General features: G+C 31.5%; 18 protein-coding genes. 16 read left to right on the top strand and 2 right to left on the bottom strand.

The annotated features are described in order from the left end of the window. The 14 genes from Q3223_RS02010 to eno form a co-directional block, all read left to right on the top strand. On the top strand, window positions 1–244 hold a 244-nt coding region (locus tag Q3223_RS02010), incomplete at its 5' end, for a M20/M25/M40 family metallo-hydrolase (RefSeq protein ID WP_407811526.1). Between the two features lie 15 nt (window positions 245–259). Then, entirely contained in the window at window positions 260–1,843 is a 1,584-nt protein-coding gene (locus tag Q3223_RS02005) for an amidohydrolase family protein (RefSeq protein ID WP_054277602.1), read from the top strand. Between the two features lie 27 nt (window positions 1,844–1,870). Further along, window positions 1,871–3,199, top strand: a complete 1,329-nt coding sequence (gene ssnA, locus Q3223_RS02000) for a putative aminohydrolase SsnA (RefSeq protein WP_054271657.1) — start codon at window positions 1,871–1,873, stop codon at window positions 3,197–3,199. Between the two features lie 105 nt (window positions 3,200–3,304). Beyond that, window positions 3,305–4,657, top strand: coding sequence for a nucleobase:cation symporter-2 family protein (locus Q3223_RS01995; protein WP_054271656.1), 1,353 nt, complete (start codon window positions 3,305–3,307; stop codon window positions 4,655–4,657). 96 nt (window positions 4,658–4,753) lie between these two features. Beyond that, entirely contained in the window at window positions 4,754–5,863 is a 1,110-nt protein-coding gene (locus Q3223_RS01990; RefSeq protein WP_021385954.1) for a 4Fe-4S binding protein, read from the top strand. A 216-nt stretch (window positions 5,864–6,079) separates the two neighbouring features. After that, complete coding sequence (gene hydA, locus Q3223_RS01985; RefSeq protein ID WP_219672784.1) at window positions 6,080–7,471, top strand: dihydropyrimidinase; 1,392 nt, start codon at window positions 6,080–6,082, stop codon at window positions 7,469–7,471. Further along, window positions 7,465–10,026, top strand: a complete 2,562-nt coding sequence (xdh, locus tag Q3223_RS01980) for a selenium-dependent xanthine dehydrogenase (protein WP_054271654.1) — start codon at window positions 7,465–7,467, stop codon at window positions 10,024–10,026. Before hydA ends, xdh begins: the two co-directional genes overlap by 7 nt. Window positions 10,027–10,177: 151 nt before the next feature. Next, window positions 10,178–11,524, top strand: a complete 1,347-nt coding sequence (gene rpoN / locus Q3223_RS01975; RefSeq protein WP_407811525.1) for an RNA polymerase factor sigma-54 — start codon at window positions 10,178–10,180, stop codon at window positions 11,522–11,524. A gap of 435 nt (window positions 11,525–11,959) precedes the next feature. Next, the gene (locus Q3223_RS01970) at window positions 11,960–12,982 is read left to right on the top strand and encodes a sugar-binding transcriptional regulator (protein WP_054271652.1); all 1,023 of its coding nucleotides are present in this window, start codon (window positions 11,960–11,962) and stop codon (window positions 12,980–12,982) included. 59 nt (window positions 12,983–13,041) lie between these two features. Further along, window positions 13,042–14,049, top strand: coding sequence for a type I glyceraldehyde-3-phosphate dehydrogenase (gene gap / locus Q3223_RS01965; RefSeq protein ID WP_021385974.1), 1,008 nt, complete (start codon window positions 13,042–13,044; stop codon window positions 14,047–14,049). Between the two features lie 221 nt (window positions 14,050–14,270). Further along, window positions 14,271–15,473: a phosphoglycerate kinase gene (locus Q3223_RS01960; protein ID WP_054271651.1), complete on the top strand. Its 1,203-nt coding sequence runs from the start codon at window positions 14,271–14,273 to the stop codon at window positions 15,471–15,473. 25 nt (window positions 15,474–15,498) lie between these two features. Next, window positions 15,499–16,242 carry a triose-phosphate isomerase gene (gene tpiA / locus Q3223_RS01955; protein ID WP_054271650.1) on the top strand — a complete coding sequence of 248 codons (744 nt, stop codon included), beginning with the start codon at window positions 15,499–15,501 and terminating at the stop codon, window positions 16,240–16,242. Window positions 16,243–16,253: 11 nt separating this feature from the next. Beyond that, window positions 16,254–17,783: a 2,3-bisphosphoglycerate-independent phosphoglycerate mutase gene (gpmI, locus tag Q3223_RS01950; protein ID WP_407811524.1), complete on the top strand. Its 1,530-nt coding sequence runs from the start codon at window positions 16,254–16,256 to the stop codon at window positions 17,781–17,783. A 339-nt stretch (window positions 17,784–18,122) separates the two neighbouring features. After that, window positions 18,123–19,415 (top strand): phosphopyruvate hydratase, encoded by a 1,293-nt coding sequence (eno, locus tag Q3223_RS01945; RefSeq protein ID WP_054271648.1) that lies wholly within the window; start codon window positions 18,123–18,125, stop codon window positions 19,413–19,415. 119 nt (window positions 19,416–19,534) lie between these two features. On the opposite strand, the gene Q3223_RS01940 is transcribed toward eno, so the two are convergent. Next, window positions 19,535–19,963 carry a MarR family winged helix-turn-helix transcriptional regulator gene (locus Q3223_RS01940; protein WP_054277596.1) on the bottom strand — a complete coding sequence of 143 codons (429 nt, stop codon included), beginning with the start codon at window positions 19,961–19,963 and terminating at the stop codon, window positions 19,535–19,537. 84 nt (window positions 19,964–20,047) lie between these two features. Between Q3223_RS01940 and Q3223_RS01935 the strand changes: the two genes are divergently transcribed. Both Q3223_RS01935 and secG read left to right on the top strand, forming a co-directional pair. After that, window positions 20,048–20,554 carry an N-acetyltransferase family protein gene (locus Q3223_RS01935; protein ID WP_407811523.1) on the top strand — a complete coding sequence of 169 codons (507 nt, stop codon included), beginning with the start codon at window positions 20,048–20,050 and terminating at the stop codon, window positions 20,552–20,554. Between the two features lie 117 nt (window positions 20,555–20,671). Continuing rightward, window positions 20,672–20,896, top strand: coding sequence for a preprotein translocase subunit SecG (gene secG, locus Q3223_RS01930; RefSeq protein ID WP_003421948.1), 225 nt, complete (start codon window positions 20,672–20,674; stop codon window positions 20,894–20,896). Window positions 20,897–21,373: 477 nt separating this feature from the next. Here secG and Q3223_RS01925 read toward each other — a convergent pair whose 3' ends face one another. Next, window positions 21,374–22,312 carry an AEC family transporter gene (locus tag Q3223_RS01925; protein WP_054271645.1) on the bottom strand — a complete coding sequence of 313 codons (939 nt, stop codon included), beginning with the start codon at window positions 22,310–22,312 and terminating at the stop codon, window positions 21,374–21,376. Between the last annotated feature and the right edge of the window lie 3 nt (window positions 22,313–22,315).

Raw genomic sequence — 22,315 nt, 5'->3', positions numbered from 1 at the left:
AGATGAATTTGTTCAAGCAGCATATAAAGGATTAAAAGAAGCTGGAATAGATTCAGAAATAACTCAATACTCATTCTGTACAAATGGAAGCCATTATGCAGGTGAGGCTGGAATAAGAACAATAGGATTTGGTCCTTCTAAAGAAAATCTTGCTCACACAATAGATGAGCATATAGAATTAGACCAATTATTCAAAGGTGCAGAAGGATATTATGGTATATTAAAATCAGTTTATAAAAAATAATTAGGAGATGGTTTTGTGAGAACTTTAATAAAACATGGGCTTATAGTAGATGGAAGTAAAACACCAGCATATGAAGGAGATATTTTAATAGAAAATGAGAAAATATTAAAAATATCACAGGATTTAAATGAAGAAGCTGACAAAGTTATAGATGCAAAAGGTAGAGTTATATGTCCAGGTTTCATAGATACTCATAGCCATTCAGACCTAGTGATTTTAGTTAATCCATATAATGAGGTAAAGATTAGACAGGGAATTACAACAGAAGTGTTGGGCCAAGATGGTATATCTATGGCCCCTCTACCTCAAGAACATATATCTTCTTGGAGAAAAAATTTAGCAGGCCTAGATGGTGAAAGTGATGAAATTGATTGGAAATATGAAACAACAGAGAATTATCTAAAAATGATGGATAACAATGGGGTAGGTTTAAATGAAACTTATCTAGTACCTCATGGAAACGTTAGAATGGAAGCAATGGGGCTTGAAGATAGACCTGCCACTAAAGAAGAAATTCAAAAGATGTGTGAAATCACAGAGAGAGAATTAAAAGCAGGAGCTATAGGATTGTCTACTGGACTTATATATATACCTTGTGCATATTCATTGACAGAAGAAATTATAGAAATGTGTAAGGTTGTAGCAAAATATGATGGAGTATTTGTAGTTCACCAAAGAAGTGAAGCAGATACAATTTTAACATCAATGGAAGAAATCATAGAAATTGGAAAACAATCAGGAGTAAAAGTTCATTTTTCACACTTTAAGGTTTGTGGTAAATCAAATTGGAAGTATATACCTCAAGTTATAGAGCTTTTAGAAAAAGCTGAAAAAGAAGGAATAAGAGTATCTTTTGACCAGTATCCATATGCAGCAGGAAGTACAATGCTTGGAGTAGTTTTACCTCCTTGGGCACATTCTGGAGGAACTGATAAGTTAATAGAAAGACTAAGTGATGAAAACGAAAGAGCAAAAATGAAAAAAGATATAGCAAATGGAATAGAAGGTTGGGATAACTTTATAGAGTTTGCAGGGATAGACCAAATATTTGTAACAAGTGTAAAGACAGAAAAAAATAAAGATACAATTGGTAAGAGCTTGTTAGAAATTGGAGAAATGAGAGGAAAAGACCCATTAGATGCAACGTTTGATTTATTAAAAGAAGAAGAAAATGCAGTTGGAATGGTAGATTTCTATGGATTGGAAGAACATATAATAGGATTTATGAAAAGAGACGAGCAAAATGTATGTACAGATGGTCTTTTAGCAGGTAAACCACATCCAAGAGCATATGGTTCTTTCCCTAAAATACTAGGAAGATATGTTAGGGAGTTGAATGTACTAACAATTGAAGAAGCTGTCTATAAAATGACTAAAAAAGCAGCTACAAGCTTTAGTATAAAAGATAGAGGCGAATTAAAAGAAGGATATTTTGCAGATATAGTTATATTTGACAAGGATACAGTTAGTGGATGTGATGATTTTATCAATTCTATGCAGTACCCTACAGGTATAGATTATGTAATTATAAATGGAAATTGTGTTGTTGAAGAAGGAAAATACAATAAAATTAAAGCAGGAAAAGTACTTAAAAATTAAATCTTAGCTTTAAGGAGGAATAAATTTATGATTTTAGTGGGGAATGGGAGGCTAATAAGCCAAGATTCTTTAAATCCCTATATGGAAGATGGATGTGTAGTAATAAACGATAATCTAATTGAAGATATAGGTACTACAGAGGAAATGAAAGCTAAATATCCAGTACATGAATTTATAGATGCAGGCAAGAAGATAATCATGCCTGGTCTAATAAATTCACACATGCATATATACAGCTCATTTGCTAGAGGAATGGCAGTTCCAGGAAAACCTTCTGAGAATTTTTTAGAGATACTGAACAATTTATGGTGGAGACTTGATAAGCAACTTACACTAGAAGATACTAAGTACAGTGCATATGCAACGTATATAGAATGTATAAAAAATGGTGTGACAACAGTTTATGACCATCATGCAAGTCCAAACGCAATCGAAGGAAGTTTGTTTACAATATCAGATGTTGCAAAGGATTTAGGAATAAGAACATGCCTTTGCTATGAGGTATCTGATAGAGATGGTGGAGATACAATCCAACAAGGAATCAATGAAAACGTAAACTTTATAAAATACGCTCAAAAAGATGATACAGATATGATAAAAGGGATGTTTGGTCTTCATGCTGCATTTACACTATCTGATGATACATTAAATAAGTGTGCTTCAGAAATGGATGGTCTTGATACAGGGTATCATGTACATGTTGCTGAGGGTATAGATGATTTACAATACAATATAGACAAATATGGGAAGAGAGTTTTAGAAAGATTTAATGATTTTGGAGTACTAAAGGAAAAGACTATAGCAGTTCATTGCATATATATAAGTACAGATGAAATTAGTCTTTTAAATAAAACGAATACATTTGTAGTTCATAATCCAGAATCTAATATGGGAAATGCAGTTGGATGCTCTCCAGCAATAGAGTTATTAAAAAGAGATGTTACAGTAGGTCTAGGAACTGATGGATATACTAGCGATATGTTTGAATCACTAAAAGTTGCCAATATAATTCACAAACATCACTTAAAAGACCCAAGAGTTGGATTTGGAGAGTCACAAACAATGTTATTCGATAACAATAGAAAAATAGCTAAAGCTTATTATAAAAATGACCTAGGAGTACTTAAAAAAGGTGCTTATGCAGATGTAATAGTAGTTGATTATATACCACATACTCCATTGACAGAAAATACAATAGGGGGCCACACTATCTTTGGTATGAGTGGAAGAAGTGTAGATACAACTATTATAAATGGAAAAGTACTTATGAAAGATAGAAAGTTAGTAAACATAGATGAAGAAAGTATTTTAGCTAAAAGTAGAGAATTAAGCCAAAATCTATGGAATAGAATTTAAACATTGTAAAATATAACTTGGACAAAAATAGGAATTTAAATGAAATATATAGATAAAAAATATATGGAATAGAATATTAAATTAAATATAGAAGGGAGACCCAAAATGTCTCAAGATAAAAGCCCTAAAATAGCTCCAGTAGATGAAAGGTTACCCATATCCAAATCTTGGGTATTTTCACTACAGCACGTTTTGGCAATGTGTGCAGGAGCAGTAGCGGTTCCTATGATGATAGGAAGTGCTGCACGACTAGATCATGCTAGTATTGTTTTTTTAATAAATGCTTGCTTATTTATGGCAGGGATAGGAACACTCATACAAAGTGTTGGTATAGGAAATATTGTAGGTGCTAAAATACCAGTAATAGAAGGAACTAGTTTTGCCGCTGTGGCAGGTATGACAGCAATAGCCTCATCATATAGTGATTCTCAGGTTGCAGTACAGACAGTATTTGGCTCTGTAATCGTAGCTGGATTGTTTTGTATATTACTTGCTCCAGTGTTTGAAAAATTAATAAGATTTTTCCCTAGTGTAGTTACTGGAACAGTTGTTATGGTAATAGGTATTTCACTATTTCCAGTTGGGATAAAGTGGATAACTGACAACAAATTGGAAGCGGTTGAACCAAACTCATTAGCATTGGCTTTGGCAGTATTGGCAATAACTTTACTTTCATTTAAATTCTTAAAAGGAATTTGGAATAGTACAGCTATATTGGTAGGTATAGTACTTGGTACACTACTTTCCATGGCAGTTGGAATGGCAGATTTTAGTGCAGTAAATGGAGTTGGTTGGCTTAATTTAAATGTACCTTTAAAATTTGGAATGCCTAGATTTGAACCATCTGCAATACTATCATTGTGCTTAATTATGTTAGTACTTATGACAGAATCAGTTGGTAATATGATAGCTATCCATGAGATGGTAGATAAAGAAGTAACAGGTAAAAATATCAAAAGAGGTCTATTTGGAGATGGAATATCTACAGCTTTATCTGGAATATTCAACTCATTCCCAATAACTCCATTTGGTCAAAATACAGGGATAGTAGGTCTTACAGGTATAAAATCAAGATTTATAGCAGTTTATGCAGGGGTTATATTGCTAGTACTTGGTTTCTTACCAAAATTTGCAGCAATAATAGGAGCAATACCTAAGCCTGTTCTTGGAGGAGTAGGGTTTGCAATGTTTGGAATGGTAATGGTTGGGGGAGTAAAAACTCTAAGTAAAGTAAAGTTTGATGGAACTAAAAATGGAGTTATAGTAGCAGTTAGTGTTGGTTTATCTATGATACCACTAACAAATCCTGATTTTTATCATAATTTTCCAACTTGGGTACAAACAATATTCCATAGTGGAATAACAACAGGTAGTTTATCAGCAGTACTTTTAAATATATTCTTCAATGAATTAGGTTCTAAAAAAGAGAAGAATAATAAAGTTGAAGAAGCAAAATAGAAATAATATAAAAAGAAGATAAATAACAAATACAAATACAAATAAAAGAATATAAGCTAAATATTAAAAATATTTAATTAAGGGAGAGATAATAATATGGCTAATTTAAAAGTTAATTTATATGGAATGGAATTCTTAAATCCAATTATGACAGCAGCAGGTCCTGGAGCAAAAGATGGTGCTCTCTGTCAAGAAGCAGCAAAAGGTGGAGCAGGAGCTATATGTACAAAAACTATATCTGTATTACCAGCAGATGTACCAAGACCATGTATGGCAAAAACTAATAGTGGTTTCTTAAATACAGAATTATGGTCAGAGCTTCCAAAAGAACAATGGATAGAAGAAGAATACAAAAAAGTAAAAGAAACAGGGCTTCCAGTAATAGTAAGTATGGGATATTCAGCAGAGCAAATAGCTGAGGTTGCTCCTTTAGTAAAACCTTATGCTGATGCAGTTGAATTATCTACTCATTATGTAGGTACAGATGTTGCTCCAATAGTAAATGCTTTAAAAGCAGCAAAAGCTGTTTTAGATGTACCAGTGTTTATGAAAATGAGTCCTCATACTGATATTCAAACTATTGCAAAAGCTGTTGAAGAAGCAGGAGCAGATGGACTTGTAATGATAAACTCATTTGGACCATGTATGGCTATAGATGTAAATACAGGATACCCTATAATGGGAAGTAAAGCTGGATATGGATGGTTATCAGGTGCACCAATAAGACCTTTAGCAATAAGATGTATATATGAAGCTTCTCAAGTTGTAAATATACCAATAATAGGTGTTGGTGGAATCACTTGTGGAAAAGATGTAGCTGAAATGATGATGGCTGGAGCAAGTGCTGTTCAAGTATGTACAGAAGCAATTCTTAAAGGGCCTTCTATCTATGGAAAAATTGCTAAAGAATTAAATGAATTTTTAGATGAAAATGGATATTCTGATGTTAATGAAATAAAAGGATTAACTCATAAGAAAATGGCAGCTAGAGGATTTAGAACTCATTCAGTAGCTCCAGTTGTAGATGATAACAAGTGTATCAAATGTAAGCAATGTGTAACAAGCTGTGTATATGAAGCATTAGAAGTTACAGATAAATTAAATATAGATGCAGACAAATGTTTTGGATGTGGATTATGTGTAACTAGATGTCCAAAAGGAGCTTTAAGCATCTGCTACAATCAAGTAGAAGCTGTAAATGAATAATATTGTATAGAATTTTAATAATTAACTTAGAGTAATATGTACTGAAATGATAAATATATATGATTAGTAGACGAGCTATAGTAATAATCTAATATAAAGCAATATACAAAACTATTCTAGCACAGTTTAGGTGGTATAAGAGTTCTAGTAAAATTACTTTAAGTTAATTGTTTGAGATAAAATAAATTGATACGTTATAAGTAAGGTGGAGTCTATATGGGAATTGTTTTAAAAGGTGGGAAAGTAGTAACAAGTGAAAAAACTTACTGTGCAGATGTAAGAATAGAAGATGAAAAAATAGTCGATATAGGTTTTGATATATCAAAAGAAAATGACGAAATAGTCGATGTTAGTGATTCTTATGTTATACCAGGAGGTATAGATACACACACTCACTTTGACTTAGATACAGGGGTTACTAAAACAGCAGATAACTTTGAGACAGGAACAAAAGCTGCTATAGTTGGAGGAACTACTACTATATTGGATTTTGCTACACAAGCTAAGGGATGTTCTTTAAGAGAAGGATTAGAAGAATGGCATGAAAAAGCCAAAGATAAATCTTACTCAGATTATGGTTTTCACATGGCTATAACAGACTGGAATGACTCAGTTTGTAATGAAATGGAAGATATGGTAAAAGAGGGTGTATCTTCATTTAAATTGTATATGGCATATAAAGGAAGTCTCCAAGTTGATGATGGTGTCATATTTGAAGCCTTGAGAAAAGCAGAAGAGATAGGTGGAATTATTGGATTCCATTGTGAAAATGGGGATATAATATGTGAACTTGTGGATAAAGCGAGGGCAGAAAATAATTTGTCTCCAAAATATCATCAATTAACTAGACCAGCTATACTCGAGGCAGAAGCTACATCAAGGCTTATGAAGATAGCTGAAGTTGCAAATTCTAAGGTGTATGTAGTTCATCTAAGTTGCAAAGAATCCTTGGATGAAGTTTTAAAAGCTAAGCAAAGAGGTGTGGATGTAATAGTTGAAACTTGTCCTCAGTACCTTCTATTAAATGATAAATTGTATGATTTAGATGGATTTGAAAGTGCTAAATACATTATGTCACCACCTTTAAGAGATAAAGAAAATAATGAAATATTATGGAATGCTATTTCAGATAGTCAAATAGATACTATAGGAACAGACCATTGTTCTTTTAATTATAGGGGACAAAAGGAGCTTGGAATAAACGATTTCAGCAAGATACCAAATGGTTCTCCAGGTGTAGAACATAGGATGAGTCTTTTATACACATATGGAGTATGTAAAAATAAAATATCTATTAACAAAATGGTAGAAGTAACATCAACTAATGCAGCAAAATTATTTGGAATGTATCCTAGTAAAGGAACTATAGAAATAGGTAGTGATGCAGATATATTAGTCTTAAATCCAAACAAGAAAACTAAAATAGAAGCAAAGAAACAATTGCAAAATGTAGATTATACACCTTATGAAGGGTATGAAGTGGATTGTCAAATAGAACATGTTTATTTAAGAGGAAAAGAAGTAGTTAAAGAGGGAGAGTTAATCTGTAATACTCCAAGTGGGAAATATATAAAGAGGCGTCTAACAAAGGGGGCTAGAGAATGGTAGAATTTATATTAAATGGAAAGAAAGTTGTTGCAAAAGAAGGAAAAAAACTTTTGGACTTCCTTAGAGAAGATATGAATATAACTTCAGTTAAAAATGGATGCTCAGAAGGTGCTTGTGGAACATGTATGGTTATAATAGATGGCAAAGCAACTAAAGCATGTGTATTTAAAACTGATAAATTAGCTGGGAAAAACATAACGACTATAGAGGGATTATCAGAAAGAGAAAGAGATGTTTTTGCATATTCTTTTGCTAGCCAAGGAGCTGTACAATGTGGATTTTGTATTCCAGGTATGGTAATTAGTTCAAAAGCACTCATAGACGTTAACGATAATCCTACTGAAGAGGATATAAAGAAAGCTTTAAAAGGTAATATATGTAGATGTACAGGATATGTAAAAATAATTAAAGCTGTCGATTTAGCAGCAAAGATTTTTAGAGAAGATATAGATGTACCAAAAGTAAACTGTAAAGGTCTAGTAGGTGAAAATCTTCCTAGAGTTGATGCAGTAGGTAAAGCACTTGGATATTCTGAATATGTAGATGATATGAGAATTGAGGGTATGATTTATGGTTCAGCAGTTAGAGCAAAATATCCTAGAGCTTTAGTCAAAAAAATAGATATAGAAGAAGCAAAAGCCTATCCAGGAGTTGTTGCAGTGTTAACAGCTAAAGATATTCCAGGAACTATAAAAGTAGGTCACTTAAAGAAGGATTGGGACACTTTAATACCAGAAGGTGAAATAACTAGATATTTAGGTGATGGAATAGTCTTAGTAGCAGCAGAAACTAGAGAAGCATTAGAAGAAGCAAAAAAGCTAGTTAAAATAGATTATGAAGAATTAACACCATTAAGTACTACAGCAGATGCTCTTAGAGAGGATGCTCCAAAGATACATGAGACAGGTAATATACTTGTTAAGGAACATTTAGTAAGAGGAAACGCTGAAGAAAAGATAGAAAATTCAAAATATGTTGTAACTAAAAGATATACTACACCTGCTACAGAACATGCATTTTTAGAGCCTGAGTGTGCAGTAGCTGGTCCTTATGAAGAAGATGGAGTAATAATCTATTCAACAGACCAAGGAGTATTTGCTACTCAGCATGAATGTGCAGACATGTTAGGGTTACCACATGAAAAAGTAAGAGTGATAAATAAAATGGTAGGTGGAGGATTTGGTGGAAAAGAAGATATGAGCGTTCAACACCATGCAGCCTTACTTGCTTATCATACGAAAAGATTTGTAAAGGTACAGTTAACAAGAAAAGAAAGTATTATTGTTCATCCAAAACGACATGCCACAGAAATGGAATTTACGACAGCATGTGATGAAAATGGATATTTAACAGGGATGAAAGCAACTATAATATCTGATACAGGTGCATATGCATCTCTTGGAGGACCAGTACTACAAAGATTGTGTACTCATGCAGCAGGACCATATAATTATCAAGATATTGATATAACAGGAACAGCAGTATATACTAATAATCCTCCTGGTGGAGCATTTAGAGGTTTTGGAGTTACACAGAGTTGTTTTGCAACAGAATGTAACCTAAATTTACTTGCTGAAATGGCAGGCATATCACCTTGGGAAATAAGATATAAGAATGCAATAAGACCTGGGCAAGTTTTACCAAATGGTCAATTTGCAGATGAAGGAACAGCAATGGCAGAAACGCTAGAAGCTGTGAAAGAAGAGTATGAGAAGCACCCACGTGCAGGTATAGCTTGTGCAATGAAAAATAGTGGAGTTGGCGTTGGTATACCTGATGTTGGAAGATGCAGATTAGTAATAAAAGATGGAAGAGTTCATATAAGAACAAGTGCTTCTTGTATAGGTCAAGGTCTTGGTACTGTTATGACTCAAGTAGTTTGTGAAGCTACTGGTTTACCACCTGAAAGTATAGTGCATGAAGTTCCAGATACTCATCTTACACCAGATTCTGGTAATACTACAGCTTCAAGACAGACAGTATTTACAGGAGAAGCTACTAAAGTTGCATCAAATAAATTAAAAGAAGTTTTAGAATCTGGTAAAACTTTACATGAGCTAGAGGGAGAAGAGTTTTACGGAGAATATTCAAGTGTTACAGATAAAATGGGTTGTGATAAGGAAAATCCAGTAAGCCATGTCGCTTATGGGTATGCGACACAAGTTGTAATGCTAGATGAAAATGGAAAATTGGAAAAAGTAGTGGCAGCGCATGACGTTGGAAGAGCTATAAATCCAATCAGTTTAGAAGGACAAATAGAAGGTGGAGTAGTTATGGGTCTTGGATACGCTCTAACTGAGGATTACCCAGTAGTTAACTCTGTACCTACAGCTAAATTTGGTACATTAGGTTTATTTAAGTCTACAGATATACCAGAAATACAAGCTGTGATAGTTGAAAAGAACAAAGATTTACTGGCTTATGGAGCAAAAGGTGTAGGAGAAATTTGTACAGTTCCTACTGCACCAGCAGTACAAAATGCCTATTATGTATTTGATAAAGAGTTTAGAACTGAACTACCATTACAAAATACTCCATATAGCAAAAAAAAGTAACAAAAAAAAGAAATATTAAATAAAAAAATAGATGAAATTGTAAATAAAAAAAACCCTTTTGCATAAGGTATATTTTAAATGATAGAATATACATATACAGGAGGGTTTTTCTTTTATAAAATAAGTTTAATAAAATTGAGAGGTGAGCAGAATGAATTTTAATAATAGTCTAGAATTAACTCAGTCTCAGAAGCTAATAATGACTACACAACTCAAGCAATCATTATCAATATTAAATATGAGTAAGTTAGAATTAGAAGAAGAGATTAAAAGAGAGGCAGAGAATAACCCATTAGTTGAAGTTGAAAAAAGAGGGGAAATAAATTGGGAAGAATATATAAAGGATATGGACAAGTCAAGACGTTTAGACAGAACAGAGATAAGCTATAATCCTGATAATGAAGTTAATCTAGAAAATTTAGTTAAATATTCGTCAAATTTATATGAGGATTTGAAATTTCAGATAAGCTTATATAAACTGACAGATAAAGAATTGGAAGTCTGTGAGTATATAATTGACAGTTTAGATGAGGATGGATATTTAAGAACTGAGGAAAAAGTAATTGTTGATACTTTAAAGATAGATGAGGAACTTTTTGAAAAATGTTTGATTAGTGTTCAGCAGTTGGAACCTAGTGGAGTAGGAGCAAGAAGTCTTTCAGAATGTCTTATGATTCAAATGGCAAGTTTAGGAATATATAATGAAATTTTAGAGGAAATCGTTACAAAAGACTTAAATTTGATTGCAAATAATAAATACAAAGAGATAAGTAAAAAATACAATATGTCACTACAAAAGTGTGTTGAACTAATAAATATAATTAAAACATTAGACCCAAAACCAGGAAGAACTTGCTCAGTAGAAAAAAGTGTGTACATTCAACCCGATGTAACTGTAGAAAAAATTGATGATGAATTTATTGTATATTTAAATGAAAAAGATTCTTATCAGATAAGAATCAATAATTATTATAAAGACATATTAAAAAATTCACAGTCTGATGAAAGTGCAAAGGAATTTATAAAAGAAAGACTAAATTCAGCAACAGGACTTATGAAAAATATAGAAAGTAGGAAAACTACTGTACTTAAGATTGCAGAAGAAATAGTAAAAGCTCAAGATGAATTTTTGAGAAAAGGGACAAAATATATAAAACCTTTAAAAATGAAAGACATAGCAGAAAAATTGGAATTCCATGAATCTACTATAAGTAGAGGTGTAAATGGTAAATATATGCTGACACCTTTTGGTGTGTATGAATTTAGATATTTTTTTAGTAGTGCCATTGAAACTGAGAATAATGAAATGGCATCTAGTACAAGCATAAAAAAAATTATAAAGGAAACAATAAAAGACGAAAATAAAAAGAAACCTTTAAGTGATGACCATATATCTAAGCTACTAAAAGAAAAAGGAATCAATGTTGCAAGAAGAACAGTTGCCAAATATCGTGAAGAATTAGGAATTTTATCTTCAAGTAAGAGAAAAGAATACTAATAAGTAAAATACAAATATCAGTAAAACAAGGGGAAAAGGCTAATTAAAAGGGGAATGAAAATTAGGCTAAAAATGTTATGAAATAAAATACTAAAAAAATAGAAAACATAATTTAAATAAAAGTTTGGAAAGAATGATTAAATATTAGAACAAGAAGAATACTGGTATAAATAAAATATTATTAAATTTAATAATTACAAAAGGAAAAACACATAGAGTATAAATAAGACAAAAATATAAAAACATATATAAAAAGAAAAAATACTGTACTTTGAAAATGGTGGAGAAATATTCTACAAAACAAAAAAATAAAAAAGTTTTTGAAAAACTATTGAAATCTATACGCAAATCCTATAAAATAAAAATATCTTGTGGGACTTAAATAAACACTAGGGACACAAAAAGTCCCGAAAGGAAAGTAATAAGGAGTATGTTATGAAGAACTTATTAGAAATTCAAAAGAAATTAATTCCACAGGCAATTGAACTTATGGAAAGAAGATACTCTATTTTAAGACAAATATCTTTAAGCGAGCCAATAGGTAGAAGAACCTTATCAAATGTATTAGAAATTAGTGAAAGAATAATCAGGTCAGAGACAGAGTTTTTAAAAGAGCAAGGGCTTATAGATGTAGCTGTATCTGGAATGACCATCACTAAAGAAGGTTCAGATTTGTTAGACAAACTTAAAGACATCATGAGTGACATCATGGGATTGTCTAAGTTACAAGATAGAGTTAGAGAAAAGCTTGGAATAAAAAAGGTAATACTAGTTCCTGGAAGCTGTGATGAAAATGGAAGTTTACTAAAAGATGTAACTCGATATGGATGTGAGTATTTCTTAAACATCTTGAAAGATGGAGATATTGTTTCAATAACTGGTGGAAGCACTATGTTGGAGTTTTCAAACGTTATTAAAACTGATAAGAGATACCCTAACTCTACAATAGTACCAGCTAGAGGAAGTATGGGAACTGATGTAGAGATGCAATCTAATAACATAGTTGCTTCAGTAAGTAAGAAGTTACATTCTAATTGCAAACTTTTACATATACCAGATGAGTTGGATGAAAGTGCAATGAAAACTCTTAGCCAAGTGCCAGAGATTAAGACAACTTTGGAGTATATTAAAAGAACAGACATTTTAGTTTTTAGTATAGGTAGAGCAGATGTCATGGCAAAGAGAAGAAAACTTCCAGAAGATAAGGTTGATGAGATATTATCTAAAAATGCAGTTGGAGAAGCATTTGGATATTATTTCAATAAAGATGGAGAAATAGTTTATAAATTGAATACTGTTGGAATTGATTTGGAGACAGTTAAACAAGTAAAAGAAACTATTGCAATCTTTGCAGGTACTGAAAAAGTAGAAGCCTTATTAGCCATATCGAATATGCATAAAAACATGGTTCTTGTAACAGATGAAGAAAGTGCTTATAAGATATTGTCATTATTATAAAAGTCAAGACCTAGCACAGAGCTAGAAAACATACATTTACTTTATAGGAGGTAGCGAAAATGGTTAAAGTAGCTATAAATGGATTTGGAAGAATAGGAAGATTAGCATTAAGAAAAATGATGGAGCAACAAGATATGTTCGAGGTTGTTGCAATAAACGACTTAACAGACGCTAAAATGTTAGCTCATTTATTTAAATATGATACAGCTCAAGGAAGATTTAATGGAGAGATAGAAGTTAAAGAAGGTGCTTTTGTAGTAAACGGAAAAGAAATAAAAGTAACAGCAGAAAGAAATCCTGCTGACCTACCATGGGCTGAACTAGGAGTAGATATAGTATTAGAATGTACAGGATTCTTTACATCTAAAGATAAAGCTGAAGCTCATATACAAGCAGGAGCTAAAAAAGTTGTTATATCTGCACCAGCTACTGGAGATTTAAAAACAATAGTATTCAACACAAACAGTGACATATTAGATGGTTCTGAAACAGTTATATCAGGAGCTTCTTGTACAACTAACTGTTTAGCTCCAATGGCTAAAGTATTAAACGACAAATACGGTATAGAAAAAGGATTAATGACTACTATACATGCATACACTAATGACCAAAACACTTTAGATGGTCCTCATCCAAAAGGTGACTTAAGAAGAGCTAGAGCTGCTGCTGGAAACATAGTTCCAAACACTACAGGAGCTGCAAAAGCAATCGGTCTAGTAATACCTTCATTAAAAGGAAAATTAGATGGTGCAGCACAAAGAGTACCAGTTGTAACTGGTTCAATAACTGAATTAGTTTGTACATTAGGAAAAAATGTTACAGTTGAAGAAATAAATGCAGCTATGAAAGAAGCTTCAAACGAATCTTTCGGATACACTGAAGAAATGTTAGTATCTTCTGACATAATCGGAATAAGCTACGGTTCATTATTTGACGCTACTCAAACAAAAGTTATGGAAGTAGATGGAAAGCAATTAGTTAAAGTTGTTTCTTGGTATGATAATGAAATGTCTTATACTTCTCAATTAATAAGAACTTTAGGATACTTTGCACAATTAGCAAAATAGTCAGCTTTGAGAAAATAGAAAAGTAGATTGACAAAGTCCGAGTTTGTAGTTTAATACTACGGACTCAGGACTTTTTTTAAGAAAAAATATATAAAATACACCTAAATAATGTTACATACTATATATAAAAATATGATAATATGATATATTTAATAGGGTAAAAGTATGTACTATATTATACTTGGCAATAAAAAATTACTTTATTAAAAGGAGAGATATTTATGTCAATGCTTAACAAAAAAACTATAGAAGATATTGATGTGTGCGGAAAAAAAGTATTAGTGAGATGTGACTTTAATGTGCCATTACAAGATGGTGTAATTACTGATGAAAATAGATTGAACGGAGCTTTACCAACGATTCAATATTTGATTTCTAAAGGAGCAAAAGTTATATTATGCTCTCATTTAGGAAAACCAAAGGGAGAAGCTAAACCAGAATTATCTTTAGCACCAGTTGCAAAGAGATTATCTGAAATGTTAGGTAAAGAAGTGGTATTTGCAGCGGACGATAATGTTGTAGGAGAAAATGCAAAAAAAGCTACTGAGAACATGGAAAACGGAGATGTAGTATTATTAGAGAATACTAGATATAGAAAAGAAGAAACTAAAAACGAAGAAAACTACTCTAAAGAATTAGCTTCACTTGCTGAGATATTTGTAAATGATGCATTTGGAACTGCTCATAGAGCACACTGTTCAACAGTTGGAGCGGGAGAATTTTTACAAGAGAGAGTTTGCGGATACTTAATCCAAAAAGAATTAAAATTCTTAGGAGAAGCTGTTGCAAATCCAGTGAGACCATTTACGGCTATACTTGGAGGAGCTAAGGTTTCTGATAAATTAGCTGTTATAAATGAATTATTAGAAAAAGTTGATAACCTAATAATAGGTGGAGGAATGGCTTATACATTCTTAAAAGCTCAAGGTTATGAAGTAGGAACATCTCTACTTGAAATAGATAAGGTAGAATATGCAAAAGAAATGATGGAGAAAGCTAAAAATAAAGGGGTTAATTTACTATTACCAGTAGATGTTGTTATGGCAGACCACTTTGCACCAGATGCAACTCCAATAGTAACAGAAGATGCTAATGTAAAAGAAGATTATATGGGATTAGACATGGGACCTAAGACTATAGCAAACTTTGTAAAAACTATAAAAGAATCAAAAACTGTAGTATGGAATGGACCAATGGGAGTGTTTGAATTTGAGAACTTTGCAAATGGAACATTATCAGTAGCTAAGGCTATGGCAGAGTTAACTGATGCGACTACTGTAATTGGTGGTGGAGATAGTGCAGCTGCAGTTAATCAATTAGGATTTGGAGATAAGATGACTCACGTATCAACAGGTGGTGGAGCATCACTAGAATTTTTAGAAGGTAAAGAATTACCAGGTATTGCAGCATTAGATAATAAATAAACTAATATATAGAGGAGATTGTAAAATGAGAAAACCTATAATTGCAGGAAACTGGAAAATGCATAAAACAATAAAAGAAGCTTTAGAATTTGTAAATGAAGTTAAAGATAAAGTTAATTCTGATAAAGTAGAAGCTGTTATATGTGCACCATTTACTTTATTAAAGGATTTAAAAGAAGCTACTAAGGGTACAAATATAAAGATAGGTGCTCAAAATATGCACTTTGAAGAAAAAGGAGCATTTACAGGAGAAGTTTCACCTCTTATGTTAAAAGAAATAGATATGGACTATGTCGTAATAGGACATTCAGAAAGAAGACAATACTTCAATGAAACTGATGAAACTGTAAATAAAAAAGTTTTAAAAGCTTTAGAAGTAGAGATAGACCCAATACTATGCGTTGGAGAAACTTTAGAGCAAAGAGAAGCTGGAAAAACTAAAGATGTTTGTAAAGTTCAAGTTGAAAAAGCTTTAGAAAATGTTCTTAAAGATGATTTAGCAAAAGTAGTTGTTGCATATGAGCCAATCTGGGCTATTGGAACTGGAAAAACTGCAACTGCTGAAGATGCTAATGATGTTATATCATATATAAGAGAAGTTATAAAAGGATTATATGGAGAATTAGCTAATGAAGTTAGAATACAATATGGTGGAAGTGTTAAACCTTCAAATGTAGCTGAAATAATGGGTCAAAGTGACATAGATGGAGCTTTAGTAGGTGGAGCTAGTTTAGCTAGTAATGACTACCTAGACCTTGTTAATTTCTAAGGAGTGAAATGATGAAAAAACCAGTTGCTTTAATTATTATGGACGGGTTTGGATATAATAAGGATGTTAATGGAAATGCAATTGCTAAGTCCAAAACTCCTAACTTAGATAAAATAATGAAAGAGTATCCAAACACATTGATAAATGCTAGTGGTCTTGATGTTGGTTTACCTGATGGTCAAATGGGAAATTCAGAAGTTGGTCATACTAATATAGGTGCAGGTAGAATTGTGTATCAGGATTTAACTAGAATAACAAAATCTATAAAAGATGGTGACTTTTTTAATAATGAAGTTTTATGTGAAGCTATGGATAATGCAAGAGAGCATTCTCTTCATGTAATGGGACTTTTGTCTGATGGAGGAGTACATTCACATATAGACCATCTTAAAGCTATAATCAAAATGGCAAAAGATAAAGGTATAAAAAAGGTGTATGTTCATGCATTTACTGATGGTAGAGACACTGACCCTCAGAGTGCACTTGAATATGCTAAAGAAGTACAAGCTAGTATGGATGAAATTGGAGTAGGAGAATTTGCTACAGTTTCTGGTAGATATTATGCTATGGATAGAGATAAGAGATGGGAAAGAGTAGAGCTTGCATACAATGCTATGGTTAGAGGTATTGGTGAAAAAGCAACTTCTATTGAGGAAGCTATTCAAAACTCTTATGACAATGGAAAAAATGATGAGTTTATAATGCCAACAGTTATTATGAAAGATGATAAGGCAGTTGGAAGTATAAAGGAAAATGATTCAATTATATTCTTTAACTTTAGACCAGATAGAGCTAGACAAATAACTAGAGCTCTAGTTTGCGAAGAGTTTGATGGATTTAAAAGAGAAGATATTAAAAACTTCTTTGTGTGCTTAACAGAGTACGATATAACTATAAAAAACGTGCATATAGCATTTGGGCCTCAATCTTTAACTAATACTCTAGGTGAGTATCTAGCTAACAATGGAAAGACTCAACTTAGAGCTGCTGAAACTGAAAAGTATGCACATGTAACTTTCTTCTTCAATGGTGGAGTAGAAGAACCAAATAAAGGCGAAGAAAGATTATTGATACCTTCTCCAAAGGTTGCAACTTATGATTTACAACCAGAAATGTCAGCATATGAATTGACAGATAAAGCTTTGGAGAAATTAGGAGAAGATAAGTTTGACTTTATAGTGTTAAACTTTGCAAACCCTGATATGGTAGGTCACACAGGAAGTGTAGAGGCGGCTATAAAAGCTGTTGAGACTGTGGATACTTGTGTAGGAAAATTAATAGATAAAATAGTAGAATTAGGTGGAAGTGCAATAATAACTGCCGACCACGGAAATGCTGAATATATGTTAGACCCAGAAACAGGAAAGACTGTAACAGCTCATTCTATTAATCCAGTACCATTTATTGTAGTTGGTCAAGAATTTGAAAGTGCAAAGTTATTGGGTGGAGGAAGATTGTCCGATATAGCACCAACTGTTTTAGATATGATGAAGTTAGAAAAGCCAGAAGAAATGACTGGTCATTCACTTATCTCAAAATAATTAACTCTGATAAGTAGAAAAGAAAGTATAAATATAAGCAAAAATTTTAGAATCATTAGTTGTACATTTTATGTTTAATGTTTTAAATCTAGTTATAATGTTATATATTAAAGGTTACTTTTGAATTTTAGTCAAGTTTTTTAATACTATATAAGTTAAAATATTATAAAAAATAAAATAAAAATAGGAACTTTTACAAATTTACCCATCAAATAAATTTGTACCTAATTTTCAAAAAAGTCTTTATGTACTATAATATAAAAAGTAGAGTAAAATAGTAGATGTAAGTTTACAGCAAATGAAAATTTAACTAATAGAAAATCGAAGGGAGATATACAAATGTCAGTTATTGAATTAGTATATGCTAGAGAAGTATTAGACTCAAGAGGAAATCCAACTGTAGAAGTTGAAGTAGTATTAGAAGATGGAGCGATGGGAAGAGCAATAGTTCCATCAGGAGCATCTACAGGAGCTTTTGAAGCTGTTGAATTAAGAGATGGAGATAAAGACAGATACTTAGGAAAAGGTGTAGAAATAGCTGTTGCTAACGTAAATGAAATAATAGCACCAGAAATAGAAGGAATGGATGCATTTGACCAACCAGCTATAGATGCAATCATGATAGAATTAGATGGAACTCCAAACAAAGGAAAATTAGGAGCTAATGCTATATTGGGTGTTTCAATGGCAGTAGCTAGAGCAGCTGCTGATGAAATAGGTCTTCCATTATTCCAATATTTAGGTGGAGTAAATGCTAAGCAATTACCTGTTCCAATGATGAACATATTAAATGGTGGAGAGCATGCTGATAATAACGTTGATGTTCAAGAGTTCATGATATTACCAGTAGGTGCTTGTTGCTTTAAAGAAGGTTTAAGAATGGGTGCAGAAGTATTCCATTCATTAAAGAAAGTTTTAGGAGAAAAAGGATTAGCTTGTGGTGTTGGTGACGAAGGTGGATTTGCTCCAAACTTAGGTTCAAACAGAGAAGCTTTAGAATTAATAGTTGAAGCTATAACAAAAGCTGGATATAAGCCAGGTGAAGATGTTATGTTAGGACTTGACGTTGCTGCTACAGAAATGTACAACAAAGATACTAAAAAATATGTTTTAGCAGGAGAAGGAAAAGAGTTAACTGCTGCTGAAATGGTTGCTTTATATGAAGATTGGTCAAACAACTTCCCAATAATAACTATAGAAGATGGTTTAGATGAAGAAGATTGGGATGGATGGAAATTATTAACTGAAAAATTAGGAAATAAATTACAATTAGTTGGTGACGACTTATTTGTTACTAATACAGAGAGATTAGAAAAAGGAATTGAAAATGGAGTAGCTAACTCTATATTAGTTAAAGTTAACCAAATAGGTACAATAACTGAGACTTTAGATGCTATAGAAATGGCTAAGAGAGCAGGATATACTGCTGTTATATCTCATAGATCAGGAGAAACTGAAGATTCTACTATAGCAGATTTAGCTGTTGCAGTAAACGCTGGTCAAATAAAAACTGGTGCTCCATCAAGAACTGATAGAGTTGCTAAGTACAACCAATTATTAAGAATAGAAGAAATGGTTGGAGAGCAAGCTAGATACTGTGGATTAAAATCTTTCTATAATTTAAAAAAATAGTTATTGAAGATTAAAAATATGGTATTAAAGATTAAAAAGATAACATAAAAGATAAAAATTTATCTTATAAGGGATAAGTGATAGTTGATTTTTCAATTCACTTATCCTTTTTTTATGTTTCATTTCTTACTTTTATTCACAGCTTTAGAAAAAATACGAATAAAAGTTTCTATTTCATCTTTATCTAATTGATGTAAGAGATTTCTAAATACAATTATTTCTATATCTCTATGTTCTTGTTGAGCCTTTAAACCTAATTCAGTTAAGACTAAGTTATACCCCCTTTTATCTTTAATACAGGGATTCTTTTTAATAAATTTTTTTAATTCAAGACGTTTTACAGCACTTGTTAATGTGCTTTTTGGCAATTCTAAAATTTCACTAATTTCTTTCATCATACTATTTGGATACTGTTCAACTATTTCTAAAATGCTTAATTCTACTAAAGAAATACCATGAATAGTAGGATACTTACCACTACACATTTCTGTTTTCATCTGCATACTAACAATATGCCACAGGTTGTTTAGCTCTTTTACAGGATTCATTGACTTTTACCTCCATATATGATACGATTGTCGTACTAATATAGTACGATAATCGTATTAATTTGTCAATAGGATGGTGTTTTTATGAATTTAGAGATTATACGAGCTACAATTGAAAATGCTACAGAAATGGGTCTTATACATTCTTGTTCATGGAGAAAAGCGTATAAAGGAATTATTCCAGATAAGATAATAGATGAATTCACTTCTGAAAAAAGAGCAGAAGTTTTCCAAAGTGTTATTCCAAAAGCTGAAGAGGAATATTATCTTTTTAAAGTGAATGATATACCTGCTGGTTTTGCTTCATTAAATAGAAGCCAAGAGGATAATGCTCCAAAATGTATTGGAGAAATATATTCTATATATTTCCATACCGATTTTGGGGGAACATCTGTTACAAAAAAAGGATTACAATTTTGCATTGATAGATTAAGCAATTTAGGATATTCACATATAACGATATGGGTTCTAAAAGACAATACTAGAGCTATAAAATTCTATAAAAAAAATGGTTTTACTTGTGATGATTTTGAGAAAGAGATACATATTGGGAACAAATTATTAGAAGTACGTTATTCAAAAAAGATATAGTAATTGCATATTATTTTTGTTTGTTATTTATGGCTTAATAGTCTTGAAATGACTATATTATTGTGATACACTAAAGAGTAATGAAATTTAAGTAATAAATAGATAGGAGGGGCAATAATGAGCAACATTTTAATGGGTGTGCAAGTAGTACTAGGGATTTTACTAGTAATTAGCATAATGCCTCAAGATTCAAAGAATGCTTTGCCTTCAGAGTTTGGTGGAGAAGGAAGTCAAGCTTACTTTAAACCAAAAGGTAAACAAGCATTTCTTGCTAGAGTTACAAAGATAACAGCAGTATTATTTTTTATAAATGCATTGGCATTACTTATAGTTAAGAAGTAATGATATTGTTGAATAACTGGCCATTATTTAATTAGTGCATTTGGAAAATGTTTAAAAATTAAATTTAGTTTTTAATGAAAGTACGTAAAGTAAAAAATAAAACAGGACTAATAATTTTACATTGTTAGTCCTGTTTTTATTTTAAAGATTAAGTTAGATATTTTGATTATTTATATTTATGTGTATCTTTATCAAACCAGATAATTAGTTTATTACAACTTGGACAAGTGCCACAAAATAAGCCACAAATAGCAGCAGTATTTTCATAAGGTTTCATAAAATCATCTCCATTAAGTTTTATAGTATGGCTAGTATTTTGTAAATATAAACATTATTTTCATAGTATTTTATAAAATAATCTTCATTAAGGCTTATATCGTAAATATGATGTAGAAGTAAAAGCATACAACTATAAAATATCATATAAGCAAATTTGAACATTTAATAAGTAAATCTAAATATTTAGATAAGATTAATTTAAATAAGATTATTCTGTTTTAAAATAAATATTATTAAAAATACTGTAATTATAGAAAATGCAGAGGTAAATACCACAATTTGACCAGCTAGTTCACTATCAGAATCCATCTGTTGTGCCATTGTAAATGAAGAAACAGCAGTTGGAGCAGATAACATTATCATAAGTGAGGCTAATTCTACATTTCTAAATCCAAGAAGAATACTAATTGGCAAGAATATAGTAGGTACAAGTATAAGTCTTCCACATACCCCCAATAAAATGGGTCTTAGATGTCCCTTTATAGAAGAAAAACTAAAAGAGCCTCCTAATATTATAAGAGATAAAGGTGTTGCAATTTTAGATATATCTCCAATTGTCTTATGTAAAAATGTAGGAATATTAATATCTAAAATTAACATAATAAGACCTATTGCAGAAGCTATTATAAGTGGATTTGTTATAATACCTTTAATCATATGTTTTATGTTTACTTTTCCACCTCTAAAAATTTCAAGTATTACAACAGATAATACATTAAACATAGGTACAATGACTGCAATTAATAAAGATGTGACTCCAATGCTCTTATCTCCAAATAGTGAGATTGTTACAGGTATACCAAATATAACGAAATTGCTACGGAATATACCTTGTATTAATGCACCTCTTGATTTATTATCTTTTTCAATTTTAGGGATAATAAAAACTAGGATTAAGAAGGTTGAAAAAATGATTATAACAGCTACAATCATAAGTCTAAAATTAAGAGAGCCATTTAAATCTGTGTTATATATGTTAAAAAATAATAATAATGGCAAGAAGGATTTGAAACAAACATTATTCATTTTATTTAAAGTGTGTTCATCAAATAAGCCTAATTTTTTTAGAACATATCCAAGTGACATTGTGAGAAACAAAGGAAGAACAACATTTACTGATAAAATTAAATTTTCCAAAGT

The sequence above is a fragment of the Clostridioides sp. GD02367 genome, assembly GCF_045900275.1.
Lineage (GTDB): Bacteria > Bacillota > Clostridia > Peptostreptococcales > Peptostreptococcaceae > Clostridioides > Clostridioides difficile_A.
This window is presented reverse-complemented; position numbering and strand designations above follow the sequence as displayed.

Coding starts and splice junctions, on each gene's coding strand:
- ssnA (WP_054271657.1), top strand. CDS start 1,871: ATGATTTTAGTGGGGAATGGGAGGCTAATAAGCCAAGATTCTTTAAAT.
- Q3223_RS01995 (WP_054271656.1), top strand. CDS start 3,305: ATGTCTCAAGATAAAAGCCCTAAAATAGCTCCAGTAGATGAAAGGTTA.
- Q3223_RS01990 (WP_021385954.1), top strand. CDS start 4,754: ATGGCTAATTTAAAAGTTAATTTATATGGAATGGAATTCTTAAATCCA.
- hydA (WP_219672784.1), top strand. CDS start 6,080: ATGGGAATTGTTTTAAAAGGTGGGAAAGTAGTAACAAGTGAAAAAACT.
- xdh (WP_054271654.1), top strand. CDS start 7,465: ATGGTAGAATTTATATTAAATGGAAAGAAAGTTGTTGCAAAAGAAGGA.
- rpoN (WP_407811525.1), top strand. CDS start 10,178: ATGAATTTTAATAATAGTCTAGAATTAACTCAGTCTCAGAAGCTAATA.
- Q3223_RS01970 (WP_054271652.1), top strand. CDS start 11,960: ATGAAGAACTTATTAGAAATTCAAAAGAAATTAATTCCACAGGCAATT.
- gap (WP_021385974.1), top strand. CDS start 13,042: ATGGTTAAAGTAGCTATAAATGGATTTGGAAGAATAGGAAGATTAGCA.
- Q3223_RS01960 (WP_054271651.1), top strand. CDS start 14,271: ATGTCAATGCTTAACAAAAAAACTATAGAAGATATTGATGTGTGCGGA.
- tpiA (WP_054271650.1), top strand. CDS start 15,499: ATGAGAAAACCTATAATTGCAGGAAACTGGAAAATGCATAAAACAATA.
- gpmI (WP_407811524.1), top strand. CDS start 16,254: ATGAAAAAACCAGTTGCTTTAATTATTATGGACGGGTTTGGATATAAT.
- eno (WP_054271648.1), top strand. CDS start 18,123: ATGTCAGTTATTGAATTAGTATATGCTAGAGAAGTATTAGACTCAAGA.
- Q3223_RS01940 (WP_054277596.1), bottom strand. CDS start 19,963: ATGAATCCTGTAAAAGAGCTAAACAACCTGTGGCATATTGTTAGTATG.
- Q3223_RS01935 (WP_407811523.1), top strand. CDS start 20,048: ATGAATTTAGAGATTATACGAGCTACAATTGAAAATGCTACAGAAATG.
- secG (WP_003421948.1), top strand. CDS start 20,672: ATGAGCAACATTTTAATGGGTGTGCAAGTAGTACTAGGGATTTTACTA.